General features: G+C 37.1%; 13 protein-coding genes. 12 read left to right on the top strand and 1 reads right to left on the bottom strand.

What is annotated here, in order from left to right:
* Window positions 1-314 precede the first annotated feature (314 nt).
* The 6 genes from ldcB to A2G56_RS02710 all read left to right on the top strand — a co-directional run bounded on the left by ldcB (window position 315) and on the right by A2G56_RS02710 (window position 9,959).
* Window positions 315-2,705 carry an LD-carboxypeptidase LdcB/DacB gene (gene ldcB / locus A2G56_RS02735; protein WP_062708697.1) on the top strand — a complete coding sequence of 797 codons (2,391 nt, stop codon included), beginning with the start codon at window positions 315-317 and terminating at the stop codon, window positions 2,703-2,705.
* A gap of 306 nt (window positions 2,706-3,011) precedes the next feature.
* Window positions 3,012-3,719, top strand: a complete 708-nt coding sequence (locus A2G56_RS02730; RefSeq protein WP_062708694.1) for a CPBP family intramembrane glutamic endopeptidase — start codon at window positions 3,012-3,014, stop codon at window positions 3,717-3,719.
* A 210-nt stretch (window positions 3,720-3,929) separates the two neighbouring features.
* Window positions 3,930-4,793 carry an IS982 family transposase gene (locus tag A2G56_RS02725; RefSeq protein WP_062708692.1) on the top strand — a complete coding sequence of 288 codons (864 nt, stop codon included), beginning with the start codon at window positions 3,930-3,932 and terminating at the stop codon, window positions 4,791-4,793.
* 303 nt (window positions 4,794-5,096) lie between these two features.
* Window positions 5,097-5,948 carry a ribosome biogenesis GTPase YlqF gene (ylqF, locus tag A2G56_RS02720; RefSeq protein ID WP_062708689.1) on the top strand — a complete coding sequence of 284 codons (852 nt, stop codon included), beginning with the start codon at window positions 5,097-5,099 and terminating at the stop codon, window positions 5,946-5,948.
* The gene (locus A2G56_RS02715) at window positions 5,932-6,711 is read left to right on the top strand and encodes a ribonuclease HII (protein ID WP_269465486.1); all 780 of its coding nucleotides are present in this window, start codon (window positions 5,932-5,934) and stop codon (window positions 6,709-6,711) included. The genes ylqF and A2G56_RS02715 overlap by 17 nt, the downstream gene beginning before the upstream one ends.
* 344 nt (window positions 6,712-7,055) lie before the next feature.
* On the top strand, window positions 7,056-9,959 hold the full coding sequence (locus tag A2G56_RS02710; RefSeq protein WP_062708683.1) for an FAD-dependent oxidoreductase: 2,904 nt from the start codon (window positions 7,056-7,058) through the stop codon (window positions 9,957-9,959).
* Between the two features lie 33 nt (window positions 9,960-9,992).
* Here A2G56_RS02710 and A2G56_RS02705 read toward each other — a convergent pair whose 3' ends face one another.
* Complete coding sequence (locus tag A2G56_RS02705; RefSeq protein WP_062708680.1) at window positions 9,993-10,868, bottom strand: LysR family transcriptional regulator; 876 nt, start codon at window positions 10,866-10,868, stop codon at window positions 9,993-9,995.
* Between the two features lie 188 nt (window positions 10,869-11,056).
* Between A2G56_RS02705 and A2G56_RS02700 the strand changes: the two genes are divergently transcribed.
* From A2G56_RS02700 to topA, 6 genes are all read left to right on the top strand, one after another.
* Window positions 11,057-12,265: an MFS transporter gene (locus A2G56_RS02700; RefSeq protein ID WP_062708678.1), complete on the top strand. Its 1,209-nt coding sequence runs from the start codon at window positions 11,057-11,059 to the stop codon at window positions 12,263-12,265.
* A 23-nt stretch (window positions 12,266-12,288) separates the two neighbouring features.
* Window positions 12,289-13,161 (top strand): shikimate dehydrogenase, encoded by an 873-nt coding sequence (locus A2G56_RS02695; RefSeq protein ID WP_062708675.1) that lies wholly within the window; start codon window positions 12,289-12,291, stop codon window positions 13,159-13,161.
* A gap of 13 nt (window positions 13,162-13,174) precedes the next feature.
* A complete protein-coding gene (locus A2G56_RS02690) occupies window positions 13,175-14,371 on the top strand; it encodes an MFS transporter (RefSeq protein ID WP_062708674.1) in 1,197 nt (398 codons plus the stop codon).
* 17 nt (window positions 14,372-14,388) lie between these two features.
* The gene (aroD, locus tag A2G56_RS02685; protein WP_062708671.1) at window positions 14,389-15,141 is read left to right on the top strand and encodes a type I 3-dehydroquinate dehydratase; all 753 of its coding nucleotides are present in this window, start codon (window positions 14,389-14,391) and stop codon (window positions 15,139-15,141) included.
* Between the two features lie 370 nt (window positions 15,142-15,511).
* Window positions 15,512-16,354, top strand: a complete 843-nt coding sequence (dprA, locus tag A2G56_RS02680; RefSeq protein ID WP_062708668.1) for a DNA-processing protein DprA — start codon at window positions 15,512-15,514, stop codon at window positions 16,352-16,354.
* A gap of 122 nt (window positions 16,355-16,476) precedes the next feature.
* Window positions 16,477-18,612 carry a type I DNA topoisomerase gene (topA, locus tag A2G56_RS02675; RefSeq protein ID WP_062708665.1) on the top strand — a complete coding sequence of 712 codons (2,136 nt, stop codon included), beginning with the start codon at window positions 16,477-16,479 and terminating at the stop codon, window positions 18,610-18,612.
* The last annotated feature ends 334 nt before the right edge of the window (window positions 18,613-18,946 follow it).

Raw genomic sequence — 18,946 nt, 5'->3', positions numbered from 1 at the left:
AGTTAAATGAACCAAAAACGGGACAAGTATGGTAATCATATCATATTGAAATAGTAGATTTACTAGAGAGTCGTAACATTTTTCAGAGATGCATTGCCTAATTGTGGTACCTCTCTTGAAGTGTTCGTGTCTTATTCTTGTTTCAGATAGCGATGTTATTTAGCAACGGGTAATTTTCGTTTAAGAGTTGGGAAACAAAATATCATTTTTAAAATATATATTTCTATTGTGTTACAAAGATTACAATTATGTTTGACAAGTGACATTTTAAAGACTATAATGAAGATGAAAAGGTTAGAAATGAGGGCGAGGTTATGAAACAATCTTTTGTTGCAAACGAAAAACAACGGTTTTCTATTCGAAAGTATTCCTTTGGTGTAACATCAATCCTTCTTGGGATGAGTTTTGTTTGTGCTAGTCAAGTTTCGGCTGATGAAGGGCTTACGCCGAGTTCTGATACGACTGATAACTATCATCTTATAAGAGATAGTAGTGTCATAACATCATCTCCTGAATTTATGTCTTCTAGTGTTGTGGATCAATCTCTTGAGACGCCACAAATGATGACTAGTTCAGAGATAGTCCCTGCACTTTCTTCTAAAGATATTTCTGAGATGTCAATGGAAGCTACAAGTGAGGAGCCTAGTTTAGCAACAGCACATTCAGAAGTCCTTTCAAAACATACAGATGAAAATACTGAAGTGGCTCCAAGGATGGTATCAAATTCAACTAGTCTGGTCGCTTCAAAAACGATGATAAAAGAAAACGAAACACCCGAGCTTCCCAAACAAGGGACTTATATCTATCCAGAACGGACTGAGATTCGCAATGAAGCCAAACTGTCTGCACCTGTCCAATTTTATGTCAATGCTGGCGATAAGGTTTTCTATGATAATCTAGTAACCAAAGATGGTCATCACTGGCTAACTTACCTCTCTTATAGTGGAGTCAGACGTTATGCGCCTCTTGGAAAAGTAAGAGATATTCTTCCTAACTCTAATTCCAACAGAGAACAAGATTCTCAAAAAGTTCCTCAAACACTTGCTACAAGTGGAACTTATCGTTTTACAGAAGAAGTTGCGGTTAAAAACGCCCCTAAAGCTGCTGCAAAGACGGAATTCACCTTTAACAAGGGGGAGTCAATCAACTATGATAAAACATTGATTGCTGATAATTTTCAATGGCTTTCTTATGTGAGTTACAGTGGCACGCGCCGTTATGTCGCTCTCTCAAAGGTTAAGACTGCTCCCGAATCACCAAAAACTAATCCAAAACCAGCTCCAACAAAGAATACATCTCCTAAAGAAGAGGCTAAGCATATTTCTCAATCTGGAACATATACCTTTACACAAGACAGTGCTATCAAGAATAAACCTGAACTTTCTGCCCGGACCGAGTTTGTCTATCGTAAAGGCGACAAGGTCAATTACGACCGAACTCTTGAAAATGATGGTCATCACTGGTTGTCTTATATCAGCTATAGTGGGACACGTCGTTATGTTGATTTAGGTAAAGTAAAACTAAGTGATCTTAAAGAAGAAAACAAACCAGCTCAAGAAGTAAAACCAACAAGTAGTGTTAAACTTTATGGTCGACTAGATATAAAAGATATTTCCAATGAAGGTTTCACAATAACCGTTTCAGAAGTCTCTTCACCAACTTCTATTAAAGCGATTAAAGTACCCGTCTGGTCAGACCAAGGAGGTCAAGATGACTTAGTATGGTACACTGCCCAAAAACAAGTTGATGATACTTATCAAGTCAAAGTGGCTAGCAAGACTCACAAAAGAAGTACCGGTGATTACCATGTGCATCTCTATTATGACTATGGCCAAGGTCAATTAAAAGGTATTTTATCTACCAAGGTTACCCTACCAAGTAACGCTGTCCTAAAACCAGCAGCTCCTAGCACTCCGCAACAAAAATTGACTTTTAATGGTTCGTATTATAGTGTGGCTGGTAAATATGAAGAAGTGTTAGTGGTTAATAAAAAATACCCACTATCTGCCCAGTATAACCCAGGAGAAAATCCAACCGCTAAAGCAGCTTTTGTTAAACTTCGTAATGATATGATTGCCAAAGGGTACAATGTTGGGTATGGTTACAGTGGTTTTAGAAGTTATAATACTCAGGCGGGACTGTACCAATCTTATGTTAACCGTGATGGACAAGCTGCAGCAGATCGCTATTCAGCAAGACCTGGTTATAGTGAACATCAGACAGGGTTGGCATTTGACTTGACTGATAAAAGTGGTCGGCTTCTAGAAGATAAGGCCGCAAGCGTATGGGTTCAAAATCATGCGCATGAGTACGGTTTTGTTGTACGTTATCAACCGGGTAAAGAAGCTATTACAGGCTTTATGCAAGAAGCTTGGCATCTTCGCTATGTTGGTAAAGAAGCAAGGGAAATTCATGATTCAGGATTGTCACTTGAAGAGTATTATGGTTTTCAAGGTGGGGATTACGGTAACATCCAACCAAAAACTGGTACCAATACTAATAAAACAACCCTACCAGCACAAGGAACCTACACTTTTAGTAAAGGCGCTTTTGTTAAAGCAGATCCAAAACCATCTAATCCAGAATTAGCCTATTATAAAGCAGGATCTTCTGTTCACTACGATAAAGTCGTGAATGTAGCAGGTCATCAATGGCTCTCTTACATGAGTTACAGTGGTGTAAGGCGCTATGTCGCTATTGATTAAGATAAATAGGATTATCGTGTAGCTCTATTGACTAACGCTTCATTAACAAGTAGTTGATGGAGCGTTTTTGAATGTTTTTATGGATTTCTTGCTATAAGTTCATTTCCCACAATTTGATAAATAGAAATGTTGACGAATTTGTGACAAAAAAATACCGTTTAGGACGTTTCGATGACTGTTTAGGAAATGATGATCATTTAACAATTTTGTGTGTTATACTGTCATCAAGTTAAAACCATTTCATAAGTGCATTAGCTTTAATCATTTATGACGGTATTGACTATATTTAGAAAAAGGAGCTTTAAAATGTCTCGATTTAAACGCATTATTAAATTTGTTGGTTTGATTCTCTTGGTGGTAGGGATTAATCTGGCACCTATGATTTTGATTGGAAATCAAGATAAGACGCCAATAGCCTTACAGTGGGTCTTTGGTATTCTTTATTTAATACTTGCCTTTTTAATTATTCGTAAGGTTTGGAAAACGTATCTTAAAAAAGAAGATTATAAAATCACTGGTAGACCATTCGACTGGAAAGACTTTGGTATAGCGGGATTGTTTTTCTTAGCTGCACGTTTGGTTGCGATTTTAGGAACACTGTTATTACAAAAAATTACTGGAAATCCTATGTCAGCCAATGACGCTGCTTTGCAGGCTAGTGCCAGCGATTTGAAGAATATGTTTCCTTTATATTTTGTGGCTTTTCATGTCATGATTGGCTTTTTTGCACCAGTCTTAGAAGAAGTGACCTTTAGAGGATTTTTTAGCCGTTATTTCTTTAAAAAGGATAATAAATGGGCCAAGTGTCTTGTGAGTTCCTTGATTTTTGCTTTGTTGCATGCTGTTATGCCAATAGAAATAATCATGTATTTTGCATTAGGGATTGTTTTCTTCATTGCTTTTAACCGCGAAGAAAATATTCGTGATTCGATCCTTGTTCACATGATGAATAACGGGTTACTGGTTATTATTTCGGTTTTTAATTATATTCTCTTGCTATTGGGAGTGATTTGAGGAAGGATTAGGAGTTCAGGCGATTAAGAGTGAAAAGGGAAACGAAGGCTAACTGTTTTTGGACTTACTATTGTGATAACATGATTTTGGTTTATCTTTTTAAGATGTCATTAGTAAACGTTACCCGTGGTGCTAGTTACTTTCAAAATACACAAAAAAGCCCAAAAGGACTATACTGTAAGCGACAAAACATACAGGAGGTTAGTCCAAATGAGCCACTTACATTATACCGCTAAATCTCATCACTTACAATGGAATATGAAACAATTATCAAAGATTTGTTCGAAGCTTTATCATGATTATTGTCCTCAATCCTTCAAACATCGTCGCAATGTCAACCTCTCTAAAGTTTCTGATGAATCGTTACTAGTTTTATTACTATTACAAGCGGAATTAGGCATTAAATCGCAACGTCATTTCTATCGTATCTGCCACCTATTTCCTTGTGGTCGATTGCTGGAAAGAAGTCGCTTCAATCGGTGGTCACGGCAATTAATTTGGTTAGTCCAGGTCATCCGACAAGCATTGAACACTCAAATTTCTCCCGATACAATTGTCATCATAGATAGCTTTCCGTTGCCCCTTTGCCAGCCTGTCCGTAACTACAAAACTCGTATTTTTCAAGGATTAGCAGACATTGGTTACAACGCCTCCAAGCATCTATGGTTTTACGGATTTAAAGTTCACATGCTGGTTACTTTATCAGGTTATATTTTGAATTATGTTGTGACACCCGCTTCTGTTCATGATATTAGAGCTGTCAATGACCTTTTGGAAAACTGTCAGCAGCCTTATATTTTGGCAGACTTGGGTTATTTAAGTCGGGATCTTCAAGAGCATATGAAACAGAAAGGTTATCAGCTTTGGACCCCTCTACGCCAGAATATGGCAGGCGCTAAGCAACATAATCACTGGAAGTTGATGGCTATGAGACGAACTATTGAGACACGATTTTCAGAGCTGTGTGCCCTTTTTGAGATAGAACAAACACTAGCTAGAGGCTTACAAGGATTACAATTGAGGATGGAACAAATTGTATTAGCTTATAATCTGAGATATTTTGAATGTAACTAGCACCACGGGTTACTGTATTAGAGAAATGAATTTGGATTTATAAGAATTCCGAGGTATAATTGGAATAAAAGATAGTTACCTTCCAAGATATATTAATGTTAGCATCATACCAAAATTGTTAAAAGATATTAAGAAATATCATACTGATTTTGAAATAACATGTGTACGTGAAGGTAAGCAAAAAAGTATTGGGTATAAGATGGTTTGGTAAAAATAGGCTAATTTGGTGACTTTTTGGTGACCTGACAAATTTAGGCTGGTTTGTTAACGTCAAACCCTTGATATGAAAGGAAAATTTATTCTATGGCTACTATTCAATGGTTTCCAGGGCATATGTCCAAAGCTCGCCGACAGGTGCAGGAAAACCTTAAACACGTTGATTTTGTAACGATTTTGGTGGATGCTCGTCTACCTTTGTCTAGTCAAAATCCCATGCTAACGAAAATCGTTGGTGATAAACCTAAATTATTGATTTTGAACAAGGCTGACTTAGCTGATAGCACGCGTACCAAAGAATGGCGTAAACACTTCGAATCTCAAGGTATTAAGACTGTAGCAATCAATTCTAAAGAGCAAGCAGCGGTTAAATTGGTGACTGACGCTGCTAAGTCGTTGATGTCGGATAAAATCGAGAAATTGCGTGAGCGTGGTATTCAAAGAGAAACCTTGCGTACTATGATTGTTGGGATTCCAAATGCTGGAAAATCAACACTGATGAACCGCTTAGCTGGTAAGAAAATTGCTGTTGTCGGAAATAAGCCTGGAGTAACCAAGGGTCAGCAGTGGCTTAAATCTAATAAAGAATTAGAAATTTTAGATACCCCAGGAATTTTATGGCCTAAATTTGAAGATGAACAGGTTGGCTTGAAATTAGCCTTAACTGGCGCTATCAAGGATCAACTTTTGCCTATGGATGACGTCACTATTTTTGGTCTTAATTTCTTTAAAGAACATTATCCTGAGCGATTGCAACAACGTTTTAAGACTATGGATTTGTCCGAGGAAGCTCCTGAAATCATCATGGATATGACACAAAAGCTTGGCTTTAGAGAAGATTATGATCGTTTTTACAATCTTTTTGTTAAGGAAGTTCGCGATGGTCGCCTGGGTCGCTATACTCTAGACCTTATTGAGGAAGATCATGGCCACGATTAAGGAGATCAAAAAAGAACTTGCATTAATCGATAGCCTAGATGATCCACAATGGCAAGTTTTTAAAGAAGATAGCAGACGTGGTGTACAACAAGCTGTTCAACAACGACAGAAAGCTATTCAAGCAAAACGTGATGAGGATGCTCGACTAGAAATGATGCTGGCTTATGAGAAAGCTTTATATGACCAAGGTTACAACATGATTGCAGGAATTGATGAGGTTGGTCGTGGTCCTCTTGCAGGTCCTGTAGTCGCTGCTTGTGTCATTTTGCCAAGCAATGAAAAAATTACTGGTCTTAACGATTCAAAAAAAATTCCAAAAGCTAAGCATAAGACGGTTTATCAAGAAGTGATGGATAAGGCGTTAGCTGTTGGTATCGGTATCATGGATAATGAGATGATCGATCAGGTCAATATTTACGAAGCTACCAAATTAGCTATGATAGAAGCTGTTACAAACGTGTCGACAGTTATAACACCGGATTATCTTTTGATTGATGCTATGACATTGAATCTGGACATTCCACAAAAAGCTATCATCAAAGGAGATGCCAATTCACTATCAATCGCGGCTGCGTCCATTGTAGCTAAAGTGACTAGGGACCAAATGATGGCTGATTTTGATAAGATTTATCCAGGTTATGGCTTTGCTCAAAATGCTGGTTATGGAACGAAAGTCCATATAGAAGGGTTGAAACAACAAGGAATAACCCCCATCCATCGTCGCTCCTTTGAGCCGGTAAAATCGCTAGGATTTAATCTTTAATATAGCTAATAAATAGCTTGAAAAAATATAATTTGAAAACCAAGAAGGTTAGAATCGCTCTCTAAATTCTTGGTTTTTTGTTTTTTATAGAGCAACTGTTATATAGTCTTTTGAATTAAGGTTGAGACATCGTCACTTTCGCCTTGCCCTACTCAAGTGCTTCCCACATTTCAGTTCTTTGTCTCAAAGCTAATTCATTCGACTATATAAGACTAAAAGCATAAACAATTTTACAATCTTTTATAGTTTGTGACTTCACAAACAAATTAATAAGTGATATAATTCGTTTATAGAATTCATATTATAAATATAATTTTTTTATCGAATCGAGAAAGGAATTGGCTATGTCTCTTATTAATAAAACACTTTCCTTACCAGAATCTGGTGTTACCTTAAAAAACCGTATCGCAATGTCACCCATGACGACTGAATCAGCTTATTATGATGGAAGTGTTCCTGAAGAACTTATCTCATACTATGAAAAACGTTCTGGTCAAGCAGGGATGATTATTGTTGAAAGTTGCTTCGTTCACGCAGATGGAAGAGGATTTGATGGTGCATTAGGCATTGATTCTGACGATAAGATCTTTGGGCTATCAAAATTGGCTTCTACCATTAAATCAGCAGGGTCTAAAGCAGTTGTGCAAATCTACCACGCAGGTCGAATGGCCTTTCCAGATATGAATAGAGGAAAAAATCCTATCGCTCCAAGTCCTGTTGCAGCTTTACGTCCCAATGCACCTGTACCTACTGAGATGACAGAAGAAGAAATAGAATTTATGATTACTTCTTTTGCTGAGGCAACGCGTCGTGCTATTAAAGCAGGGTTTGATGGTGTTGAATTGCATGGAGCAAACACTTATTTACTGCAGCAATTTTTCTCTCCTCATTCCAATCGTCGTCAAGACGCTTGGGGAGGGAGTCTCGTAAAACGTATGCGTTTTGCTAAAGAAGTTATTTCTGCTGTAAAAGCTGTTATTTTAGAAGAAAATAAAAAGGATTTTATCTTAGGATATCGTTTTTCACCAGAAGAACTTGAAGTCCCTGGTATACGCTTTGATGATACAATGGCTTTTTTGAATGAAGTTGCTTTATTAGGACTTGACTATGTTCATTTTTCAATGGGAATCTATACTCGTGGTTCGATAGTCGAAACACTAGATACAGAGATGTTAATTAGTAAGTATTTGGAAGAACGTTCAGAAGAGCTGGCTAAGATTCCAGTAATGGGTGTCGGAAGTATTCTGCAAGGTAAGGATGCTGAGAATGCTTTGTCCTTAGGTTATGATTTAGTGGCTGTTGGTAAAGGCTTTTTGGTAGAACCAAACTGGGTAGAAAAAGTTTTATCTAATGAACTTATCCCAGATTTTGCTGATTTGAATCAAAGAGAAGAACTGGATATTCCGAAGCCACTTTGGGATTTCATGGATACAACCTTTAATTTGGTTAAAGATTCTCAAAAAGAATTACAATACAAGGAAAGACAAGAAGCTCTTCTTTCTAGAAATCTCAACTTTACTCCAGGTGATTACAAAGTTGAAGCTAAAGGCCACAATAATAATTTACCGATGATTGTATCTTTCTCTGAACATCGGATTGAAAATATTGCCATCGACAGTTCATCAGAATCTGAAGGATTATCAGATTTAGTCTTTGAAAAATTGCCACAACAAATTATTGGCTCGCAAACTTTAAATGTGGATGCAGTCAGTGGTGCATCTACAACTTCAAAAGGAGTTATTGATGGTATTGCTGATGCTGTGAGACTAGCTGGTAGTACAGAAGATTTAGAGATATTAAAGGCTCGTCCAAAACCGTTTGTTGAAAAATCAAAAGAGGTTGTTGATGAAATTGTTGATTTAGTTGTTGTTGGAGGAGGTGCTGCTGGAATTGCTGCGGCTTTAAGAGCAGAGGAACAGGGACAATCTGTCGTTCTTATTGAGAAACAAAGTTATATTGGTGGGGCTATTTCAGTTTCAGGTGGTAACCAAGTAGTCATGGGATCAAAACTTCAAAAACAGGCAGGGGTTACTGATGATAGTCCTTTATTGATGGCAGCTGACTTCCTAAAGAATGGAAATAACGAAAATGTTGTAGAATTGCTTGCTTTGTTAGCAGAAAATGTTGGCCAGACGACAGATTGGGTACACGAATACGTTGGCGTCGAATATGACATGACGGAAGGATTGCATATTCTTGCTGAGTATTCTAAAAATAGAGAGTTGGCTTATACCGATGGAGGTCATGGCTTTGCAAGGGCTGTTAGACAAAAAATGGCTGAAAGTTCAGTGACACTTTACCTTCAAACTAAAGTAACACGTTTGCTTGCAGAAAATGGTCAGGTCAAAGGATTAATTGCTATCGAAGAAAATGGAAAAAAACATCGTATTTATAGCAAGGCTGTTATTTTAACAACAGGCGGATTTGGTAATAACAAAGCTCTGCTGGGTGATGAACTCAAGGATGTTCTTTTTTATGGAACAAAATCTTCAATGGGCGAGGGCTTGTTGATGGCTCAAGCCAATGGTATTAATGCAGCCACTCGCATGTTGAATTATGGAAAAATCTACCCAAATGGTATCGAAGTATCTCCCGGTAATGCCAAATCAACCATCGGTGGTAATATTGCCGTTCTTCGAGAAAACGCGTTGTTAGTGAATAAAGTTGGTAAACGTGTCGTCAATGAGCGGGCAAGTAATCATGATATTTTAAAAGTTTTAATGGCGCAAGATTCAAAAATGCTGTACATCCTAATGGATCAAGAGCATTTTGATATTTTTAAAGAAGAAGTGGCTGAAGGTGGTATTTCTCAGATTGATATTGAGGCTTGGCTAGAGAAAAATGGCAGCGAGACACCTTATTTCTTCCATGCTGATACTCTTGACGAGTTAGCCAAATTGGCAGGTATGCCAGAAAATAGTTTAAGAGACACTGTAGCACGTTATAATCAATTTGTTAAAGATGGAAGTGATGCCGATTTCAATAGACAAAACCAGTTTTTACAAAAAGAAATTGGTGCAGGACCGTACTATTTAGTTGAACAAAAGCCACGCTTTGCAACAACCATGGGTGGCTTAGTTGTCAATGATAGCCTATCTGTTATCAATACGGATGGTCAAGTCATTAAAGGTCTTTACGCTGCTGGCGAGGTTGTTGGTGGTGTAATGGGAACAGACTCACCATCGGGAGCTAATAATGCTTGGGCGCTAACCTCAGGAAAATTAGCAGCAGAAGCAACAAAAAGTTAAATATAAAGAAAGCTAACATGCTGTTATGACATGTTAGCTCTTATGATTTTGAAGGAATTGAATAAATGTTTTCATAATTGGTGGTAAGAATGAGTTTTTCTTTGTAACAATATAAAGTTGTCTTTTTTTAAAGTCATCAGAAATTGGTCGTTTCTGCACATTGTAAGCAGCAATTGATGGGATATCAGGTATAATAGCCACTCCATATCCATTGGCGACGAATCCTAGCATGGTATGATCTTCCTCAACTTCTATAACAGGATTGATGGTAAGTCCTTGTTTTTGCCATAATTTATCTAAAAATGGTCGTAACCCGGAATGTTGATCAAAATAAACAAAATTTTCATTAGAAAGATCCTTGAGTGATACGGTCGCTTGAGCTGCAAGTGGGTGTTCATATGGAAGAACTGCTACCAGGGATTCAGAACAAAAAGGAGTGAATTCCAAATCATTGAATTCATCCAAAGAGGCTGACAAGGCCAAGTCTAGAGAGCCGTTGGTGACTTTCTCTAATAGAGACTTTGTATTGCTTTGAGTAAACTCAAAGGAAACTTTGGGATAATTTTTTGAGAATTGTTTCGTTAATTTGGGAACGATATTGGCACCTAAAGTATAGAGAAAACCAAAATGGATGAATCCACTATCGGGTTGTAATTCTTGCTCAAGATGGAACTTACCATTTTCAAGGGCTTTGACCGCTTCTTTAGCAAATTGATAATAGATTTTACCATATTTGGTTAATGAGATATTTCTGCCTTTTTTTTCAAATAAAGGCAATTGCAATTCTTTTTCCAATTCGTTAATAGAATAACTGACATTGGGCTGAGAAGTATTTAGTAACTGAGCGGCTTTTGTCATGTGTTCGATTTCGGCAAGACAAATAAAGTGTTGTAAGTGTTTTAACTGCATTTTGTCTCCTTTTTATCATATCATATCACCTTCTATAAAAGATTTAAATAGATTATAACATTTTATTTATTAATCATAAAAAAAATAAATAAATAATCCATTATTTATTTAAAAATTGTAGATTTTAAAGCAGAACTTTGTTATAATAATCACGTGAAATAAATCACGATAGTAGAGGTGATAATATATTGACTAAAAATAAAACCTATTTGCCGCTTGTCCTGTCTTTGTATACTAATTTTATTTTTCAAGGGATTGCTGCGATAGCTATTTCACAAAATTTAACTTTGTACCAGGAAAGATGGCACGCTTCACTTAGTCAAGTTACTCTAGTTATCAGTGCCATTGGTATAGGAAGGATTCTCAGTCTACCATTTTCTGGTTACTTTTCGGACGTTTTTGGGCGAAAAAAATCTGTTATTTTAGGGATTCTATCCTATATTGTATTTTTTAGCGGTCTTGTATTGGTTTCTGATTATAGGTTGGCTTTTGTTACTAGTTTATCTGCTGGTCTTGGCAATGCTTTTTTAGACACTAGCACATATCCAACTGTTATCGAAGCTTACCCAGAGGAAAAATACAGTACTTCCTTAAGTGTTTTGAATAAAGCATTTATTTCAATAGGACAATTTGTCTTTCCAATTTTAACGAGTTGGACACTAAATGTTAAGTGGCATTTTAGTTGGATCTTATGGTTTAGTATATCGCTGTTAATACTCAATGCCTTTCTCGTCTATCAAATGAATTTTCCGATGGGCGAAGTAAGTCATAAACACAAAAAAAAGGTCTCTGTTCCTAGTGGTGTTTCTAACTCAGGCGCAAAATTTTCTATTGAAGGCTCCTGTTTATTGATTTTTTCATTTGTATCGGTATCGTTATTTAATATTTTAGTACTATGGATCCCTACATTCGCAGAGCAAATCTTGCATGTTTCAAAATCGCAAAGCTTACTGTTAGTAAGTCTGTATAGCGCTGCATCTTTCATATCTGTATTCTTTACCTCATTTATAATGTCAAAAGGGGTCAATGCAACGCGTTTCATTCTTATTTGTTTAGGAATGACAATTTTATCTATTTTATTGATGCTAGTATTGCCAGTAAATCAGACTGTCATATGTGCAAGTCTAGTTATAGGGTTTTTTGCTGCTGGTGGCATCTGGCAGATTGGCTTAGCTTTGTTGTTAGAGCTTTTCCCTGAGAAGAGGGGAATTAGAACAAGTTATTATTCACTAGCGACAGCTATTTCTGTTGCTGTTACTCCCTATTTAACCGGTATTATGGCTGAACAAGATATAAAATGGACCTTTTATTATCAGTTATGTTTGGCTGTTATTGGTCTGATTGTTATTGCAATCGTTAATTATCGCTATCAACATGCTATATCAAATAGCAATTAAAAAAGAAAAGAGGAACATATCTCATGGCAGAACGTTTAAATGGTCACACACTTTTGGTAAGTCTTATCGCAACTCCTATCCGTCACAGTTTGTCACCTACTATGTGGAATGAATCATTTGCAAAAAATAAAATGGATTATGCCTACCTTGCATTTGAAGTTGGAAATGAACAATTAGAAGATGCAGTAAAAGGTATTCGAGCATTGGATATTCAAGGTTCCAATGTGTCAATGCCTAATAAGCAAAAAATTATTCCGTTACTTGATGAGTTATCTCCGGCAGCTAAATTAGCAGGTGCGGTTAATACTGTTGTTAATCAAAATGGTCATTTAGTAGGTCATGTTACGGATGGTACGGGATGTATGAGGGCTCTTCGTGAAGAAGGAGTTGACATTAAAGATAAGGTCGTTACGCTGACAGGTGCTGGAGGAGCAGGTACAGCTATCGCTATTCAAGCTGCTCTAGATGGTGCAAAAGAAATCCGAATTTTTAATATTGATGATCAACATTACGCCACTGCAGAAGCTAACGCTCAAAAAATTAATGAGCATACAGATACTGTTGCTACTGTGACACCATTAGAAAATCAAACAGCTTTTAAACAATCATTAGCTGATAGTGATGTCTTTATTGAAGCAACTGGAGTAGGCATGCATCCTTTGGAAGACCAAAGTTTAATTACTGACTCATCATTTATTAGAGAGGATTTAGTTGTCTTTGATGTAGTCTATAGTCCAGCCGAAACAAAATTATTAAAGTTTGTTCGTGAACATGGTGTTAAAAAGGCATACAACGGTTTAGGCATGATGCTCTATCAAGGAGCGGAAGCTTTCAATTTGATTACTGGTGAAGAGATGCCGATTGAACATGTCAAAGAAGTTCTAGGCTTAGATTAAGAGAGGTTAAAGAATGAAAAAAAGTTATTTGCCTACGGCGCTTGGCTTGTATATTAACTATATTGTTCATGGTATTGGTGTCATCATTATTTCTCAAAACAAAGATGCTCTGGCTCTCCAGTGGAATACAAATGTTACAGGGGTTATGACGGTTGTTTCTATGCTAGGAATCGGTCGTCTGATGGCCATTGTATTTTCGGGATATCTATCGGATAAATTCGGGCGCAAACCTTTTGTTTATCTTGGAATGTGTTCATATGTCTTATATTTCCTAGGTTTGATTTATGCTCCAAATACCACGGTAGCAATGATCCTCACAGTAATTGCTGGAATTGCTAATTCATTCCTTGATTCAGGGACCTATCCAGCTTTGATGGAATCATTCCCAAAACAAGCTGGAACTGCAACCGTTTTAATTAAAGCGGCGGTGCAAATTGGTCAATTTATTTTCCCATTTATTCTAATTTTTGCTTCAAGTATGGGCCATTATCAATTATCTTTTTATATAGCGGCAGCCCTATTGGTTTTAAATGCTATATACATGTGGAAAATGCCTTTTCCAGATACTGATGCCAAAGAAGCCGTTTCAAATGGAAAATCAGATGCTGTGGTAACATCAACGATATTTAAATCACAGCCCAAAATGTGGCTAGAAGGCATTGCATTTGTTATCTATGGTTTCATTTCTCAGGCAACATTCTATACTATTTCTCAATTTATTTCAGCTTATGCAGTAGACGCTGCTCAAATGTCTGAAAGTGCAGCTTCATTGCTATTATCTACTTACTCTACAGGTACCTTAGCCTGTGTGGCATTCACAGCTCTTGTAGGTTTAAAAATTCGACCAGTTAACTTGGTGTTACCGTACACATTTATGTCTATGTTGACGATTGGAACAATGACCTTTTTCCCATCCCCAACAGTTTTACAAGTTGGTTCAGCTCTTGTAGGTTTCTTTGCAGCCGGTGGCGTCATGCAATTAGGATTAACAGTTATGGGAGAGATGTTCCCTGCTGGTAAAGGGACAATCACAAGTATTTTTTACACTTTTGGTTCTATTGCATCGTTTGCTATTCCATTTATTGGTGGTCGTATCTCGGTTCAAAACGTTATGTTAATGGATACAATTTTTGCAGTTATTGGTTTTATTATTGCGGTCATTGTCTTCATTCGTTATTACCAAACGATTGATACAAAAGCATCTAAATAATTGTTCAGGAGGTTAATATGTCTGTTGTCACTGTTGGAAATGTCAAGATTGGACAAGGTCGTCCGAAAATTATTGTTCCTATCGTAGGAAAAACCGAAGAAGAAATTTTAAAAGCTGCTGAAGAAGCAAAAACATTGGACTGTGATCTTGTTGAGTGGCGAATTGATTGGTATGAAAATGTCACAAAAGAAGATGACGTTGCAATTCTGTCCAAAAAGGTAAAAGAAGCGATTCAAAAACCTCTTTTAGTAACCTTCCGCTCTTTTAAAGAAGGTGGTGAACTTGAGATTTCAGATGATGTTTATGTTTCAATTTATCAAGATATTCTAACTAATGGACAGCTTGATTTGTTGGACGTTGAGTTATTTATGCCTGAAAAATATGTCTCTCAATTAATCGATCTAGCACATGAAAAAGGTGTTAAAATTGTTATGTGTAACCATGATTTTGATGCGACACCTGAAAAAGAAGAAATCATTAAACGACTTGTTACAATGTCAAATAAAGGTGCTGATATTTGTAAAATTGCCGTTATGCCACAATCTAACATGGATGTTATTACTTTATTAGATGCTACAAGAGAGGCTAAGGAAAAAATCGATCAGCCTTTAATTACAATGTCCATGGGTGCTTTGGGTATGGTGAGTCGTGTATCAGGAGAGGTCTTCGGTTCGTCAGCAACGTTTGGAGCTGCTAAACAAGCGTCTGCGCCTGGTCAGGTTCCAGTAGGAGAGTTACGACAAATCTTAAATACTCTAAAATTATTATAAAAAACAGGGCTATGATACAATGCTTGTCATAGCTTTTTTAAGAGATGATAGTGATCGAGCGGCATAGGATGATTGCTCCGAATTGTTAACTCTTGATGTTGCTGTATCCACTTGACGCTAATAAATGTGTAGGGATAGGTATGGAACTCCACTGTCCTGATACCATTCGTCTATCTGGCTGTGTTATGATTTAACTTGGTGAGTTTTTGAGTAAACTATGTTGATCCTGGAGCAAGTAGCTCTGCGAGTAAGTCCTTTTCTGAAAAAAGTGTTCAAATAAAATCCTGATAGGATTATTTAACGTAAGAAAAATTTGGTTTGGCTAAGACTTTTTCATGTTTTTTTTCGAATTAGTAAGTGGAGGCTTAACATGAATAATTTCGAATTGTACAAACTAAAAAAAGCTGGCTTAAAGAACCAGCACATTTTAAATATCTTAGACTATGAAGCCAAATACCAAAAATCCTTGTCTCTGAGAGATCGAGCAGTGGTTTCTAAATGTCAGAATCCTGTTGTCTTTATAGAGCATTACAAGGCATTAGATAGTAAAACACTACGACAAGAATTTTTAACATTTCCTAGTATTTCTATACTAGATGATGAATACCCATTAGAACTCAAGGAAATCTATAATCCTCCAGTTCTTCTATTCTATAAAGGAAATATTGAACTACTGGAAAAAGCTAAATTAGCGGTGGTAGGTGCTCGAAAATGCAGTGACATTGGAACAAAATCTGTTCATAAAATTATTACGGAATTAGAAAATCGTTTTGTGATTGTTAGTGGGCTAGCGCGTGGCATTGATACAGCAGCTCATCTATCTGCTTTGAAAATGGGTGGCGCTAGCATCGGAGTGATAGGAACGGGGCTAGATGTCTATTATCCTAAAGAAAATCAACGCTTACAGGATTTCATGATGCAAAATCATTTAGTTCTTTCAGAGTATGGACCAGGTGAGCAGCCGCTTAAGTATCACTTTCCAGAGAGAAATCGTATTATTGCAGGACTGTGCCAAGGCATTGTTGTGGCCGAGGCCAAATTGCGATCGGGGAGTTTGATTACTTGTGAGCGTGCATTAGAAGAAGGAAGAGATGTTTTTGCCCTTCCTGGTAATATTTTAGATGGGAAATCATCTGGTTGCTTACACTTGATACAAGAGGGTGCCAAGTGCATTATATCAGGATTTGACATCATTAATGACTATCAACTTTAGAGGCTGTTCTCCTATAGGAAAAGTTTTTTATTGACACATAGATAAAAGAGGGTTATCATGTTATAAGTTTCAAAGGGTCAGAAAATGTAACCCTTGATAATTCTTGTATAGGAAGTGTGTTTATGGCAACTGCTACGGCAACAAAAACAAAAAAGAAAACTAGTACTAAAAAAACTAGTAAAAAGAAATCAAATCCAAAGAAAAATTTAGTCATTGTGGAATCGCCTGCTAAGGCGAAGACTATTGAGAAATATCTGGGTCGCAATTACAAGGTTGTGGCATCTGTTGGTCATATTCGTGATCTTAAAAAGTCCAGTATGTCCATTGATTTTGATAATAATTATGAACCCGAATATATCAACATCCGCGGTAAAGGACCTCTGATTAATTCACTAAAAAAAGAAGCTAAAAACGCTAAAGAAGTCTTTTTGGCAAGTGACCCGGACCGAGAAGGAGAAGCTATTTCTTGGCACTTGGCTCATATTCTTAATTTGGATCCAAAAGCTAAAAATCGTGTTGTCTTTAATGAAATTACCAAAGATGCTGTTAAAAATGCTTTTGTGGAGCCAAGAGAAATCGATATGGACTTGGTTGATTCCCAACAAGCTCGTCGTGTTCTCGACCGGATTGTGGGGTATTCTATTAGTCCTATTTTATGGAAAAAAGTTAAAAAAGGGTTGTCAGCAGGGCGTGTTCAGTCTGTCGCACTGAAGCTCATCATTGATCGTGAAAATGAAATTAAAGCCTTTAAACCAGAAGAATATTGGACTATTGATGGTGCTTTTAAAAAGGGAACCAAAAAATTCCAGGCTTCTTTTTATGGATTAGATGGTAAAAAGCTAAAATTATCAACCCAAGATGATGTTCAGGCTGTTTTAACTCGTATCAATGGTGATGATTTTAATGTTGATAAGGTTGAGAAAAAGAACCGTCGTCGTAATGCTCCTCTTCCTTATACAACCTCATCGATGCAACAAGATGCGGCTAACAAAATCAACTTCCGTACTCGTAAGACTATGATGGTTGCCCAACAGCTTTATGAGGGAATTAGCTTAGGTAAAGCAGGACACCAAGGGTTAATCACCTACATGCGTACTGATTCCACACGTATTAGTCCTGTAGCCCAAAATGAAGCGGCTGGTTTTATTACGGAACGTTTTGGTAGTCAATATGCTAAGCACGGTGCTAAAGTGAAGAATGCCGCTGGTGCTCAAGATGCTCACGAAGCTATTCGTCCATCGTCTGTTCATCACACACCTGACGCTATTGCCAAGTACCTTGATAAGGATCAGCTTAAACTTTATACTTTGATTTGGAATCGTTTTGTAGCTTCGCAGATGACAGCAGCTGTATTTGACACTGTGAAAGTTAATTTATCTCAAAATGGTGTGATGTTCACAGCTAATGGTAGCCAAGTGAAATTTGATGGTTATATGGCTGTCTATAATGACTCTGACAAGAACAAAATGTTGCCAGAAATGGAAGTAGGAGATACTGTTAAGAAAGTTCTTACGACACCCGAACAACATTTCACACAACCACCAGCGCGTTATTCAGAAGCGACCTTAATCAAAACACTAGAAGAAAATGGCGTTGGTCGTCCGTCAACCTATGCGCCAACACTTGAAACTATTCAAAAACGATATTATGTCAAATTAGCCGCCAAGCGTTTTGAACCAACTGAGTTAGGTGAAATTGTCAATTCTTTGATTGTAGAATTTTTCCCAGATATTGTTGACGTTGCTTTTACAGCAGAAATGGAAGGTCGTCTGGATGAAGTTGAAATCGGTAAAGAACAATGGCAAAAAGTCATTGACCAATTCTACAAACCTTTTGAGAAAGAATTAGCTAAGGCCGAAGACGAAATGGAAAAAATCCAAATTAAAGATGAGCCTGCTGGATTTGACTGTGACGTCTGTGGCTCACCAATGGTGATTAAGTTAGGGCGTTATGGTAAATTCTACGCTTGTAGCAATTTCCCAGAATGTCGTAATACCAAAGCTATTACAAAAGAGATTGGTGTGACTTGTCCTGTTTGTGAAAAAGGTCAAGTTATTGAGCGTAAAACGAAACGCAACCGTATTTTCTATGGATGTGATCGTTATCCAGAATGTGAGTTTACCTCTTGGGATATGCCGGTAGGACGTGCTTGCCCTAAATCGGGTGATTTCTTAGTTGAGAAAAAAGTTCGTGGCGGAGGCAAACAGGTGATCTGTAGCAGTGATGACTGTGACTACAAAGAAGCAGTGGTTAAATAATAAATAAAACCATTAACTTTCAATCAATATCTGAGAAAGTAGGCAAATGCTCACGAACATGAAAATATCGAGGAGTTGACCTTTACATTTTTAAATAATATCCCTCTTAGAAATATTGATATGACAGTGTTTCTAAGAGGGTATTTGTTTTCAAACATAAATAAAAATGGTCAAAATAAAGTTTTTGTTCCATCTCAAGTAGGGATTTCAGTCAATGTTTTTCGTGTTCTCACTTGCTGATGATATATAACTATTAAAAAAAGATAGAATTACCGTGATTGAAATGGATGATTATGAATCTATTGTGAGTAAAGGAATAGAAGTTGCTTGCTAT

The sequence above is a fragment of the Streptococcus halotolerans genome (assembly GCF_001598035.1).
Lineage (GTDB): Bacteria > Bacillota > Bacilli > Lactobacillales > Streptococcaceae > Streptococcus > Streptococcus halotolerans.
This window is presented reverse-complemented; position numbering and strand designations above follow the sequence as displayed.

Bases quoted from the DNA above. Each gene is read 5' to 3' on its own strand.
- dprA (WP_062708668.1), top strand. From the start codon at position 15,512: ATGAATAATTTCGAATTGTACAAACTAAAAAAAGCTGGCTTAAAGAAC.
- A2G56_RS02705 (WP_062708680.1), bottom strand. From the start codon at position 10,868: ATGCAGTTAAAACACTTACAACACTTTATTTGTCTTGCCGAAATCGAA.
- ldcB (WP_062708697.1), top strand. From the start codon at position 315: ATGAAACAATCTTTTGTTGCAAACGAAAAACAACGGTTTTCTATTCGA.
- A2G56_RS02695 (WP_062708675.1), top strand. From the start codon at position 12,289: ATGGCAGAACGTTTAAATGGTCACACACTTTTGGTAAGTCTTATCGCA.
- A2G56_RS02730 (WP_062708694.1), top strand. From the start codon at position 3,012: ATGTCTCGATTTAAACGCATTATTAAATTTGTTGGTTTGATTCTCTTG.
- ylqF (WP_062708689.1), top strand. From the start codon at position 5,097: ATGGCTACTATTCAATGGTTTCCAGGGCATATGTCCAAAGCTCGCCGA.
- A2G56_RS02690 (WP_062708674.1), top strand. From the start codon at position 13,175: ATGAAAAAAAGTTATTTGCCTACGGCGCTTGGCTTGTATATTAACTAT.
- topA (WP_062708665.1), top strand. From the start codon at position 16,477: ATGGCAACTGCTACGGCAACAAAAACAAAAAAGAAAACTAGTACTAAA.
- A2G56_RS02725 (WP_062708692.1), top strand. From the start codon at position 3,930: ATGAGCCACTTACATTATACCGCTAAATCTCATCACTTACAATGGAAT.
- aroD (WP_062708671.1), top strand. From the start codon at position 14,389: ATGTCTGTTGTCACTGTTGGAAATGTCAAGATTGGACAAGGTCGTCCG.
- A2G56_RS02710 (WP_062708683.1), top strand. From the start codon at position 7,056: ATGTCTCTTATTAATAAAACACTTTCCTTACCAGAATCTGGTGTTACC.